The sequence below is a fragment of the Streptomyces sp. NPDC027663 genome, from assembly GCF_055566415.1.
On record NZ_JBVHSK010000045.1, the window covers coordinates 1 to 1,054 of the forward strand.

General features: G+C 64.1%; 1 pseudogene. It reads left to right on the forward strand.

The window, feature by feature from the left end:
- The first annotated feature begins 131 nt into the window (after positions 1–131).
- Positions 132–951, forward strand: a pseudogene (locus tag ACZ4SF_RS38115) (IS5 family transposase).
- The last annotated feature ends 103 nt before the right edge of the window (positions 952–1,054 follow it).

Sequence of the window (1,054 nt, forward strand, 5' to 3'; positions counted from 1 at the left end):
TACGAGCGCAAAGCCGAGCACTTCCTCGCCTTCACCAGCATCGCCTGCACCCTCATCTGCTACCGCAGACTAACCAAATGAGATGACCTCTAAGACCGTGTCCTATGTGGTGAGGTGTCGTTGAACTCGGCATGGGGCGGGGTGCGTGGAGTTGGATTGTTCCGGACGGCTTATGGGAGCTCGCGAAGCCGCTGATCCCGCCGTCGAAGGTGCGGCCGCAGGGCGGCGGAACGCAGGACACACCTGATGAGACGCTCTTCGCCGCGATCATCTACGTCCTGGTCTCCGGCTGTGCCTGGCGTGCGTTGCCGCCGTGCTTCGGCATCTCAAAGTCAACCGCCCACCGGCGGTTCTTGATCTGGTCCAGAGCCGGTGTCTGGGGCCGTCTCCACGAGGCCGTGTTGCACCGGCTCGACGACGCCAGCCTGGTCGACGTCACCCGGATCGTCCTCGACACCGCCCACGTCCGCGCTAAAAAAGGGGCGAACACACAGGTCCGAGCCCCGTGGACCGGGGCAAGCCGGGTTCCAAGATGCACATCCTGTCGGACGCGAACGGCCTGCCCCTTCTCGTCGGCGTCTCCGCCGGCAACACCACGACAGCGAAGGACTGAAGCGGATGGTGGAGGGTCACCAAACGAGACACGACCCTCACCGCGGCCGGTACTTCAAGCCCCAGCGCCTGCACGCGGACAAAGCCTATGACCGCGCTGATCTGCGTAGATGGCTGCGGGGTAAGCGCATCGGAGTGCGCATCGCCCGCAAGGGCATCGAGTCCAGCGAGCGATTAGGGCGACGCCGCTGGGTCATCGAGCTGCGCACGATGTCCTGGCTGTCCGGCTACCGCCGACTCAGCCCCCGCTACGAACGCAATCCCCGCAACTACCTGGCCCTTCTGCGCCTCGCCGCCACCCTGTGCTGCTACAAGCGGCTGATCCGCCTCACCACATAGGACACGGTCTAAGAGGTCATCTCATTTGGTTAGTCTGCGGTAGCAGATGAGGGTGCAGGCGATGCTGGTGAAGGCGAGGAAGTGCTCGGCTTTGCGCTCGTAG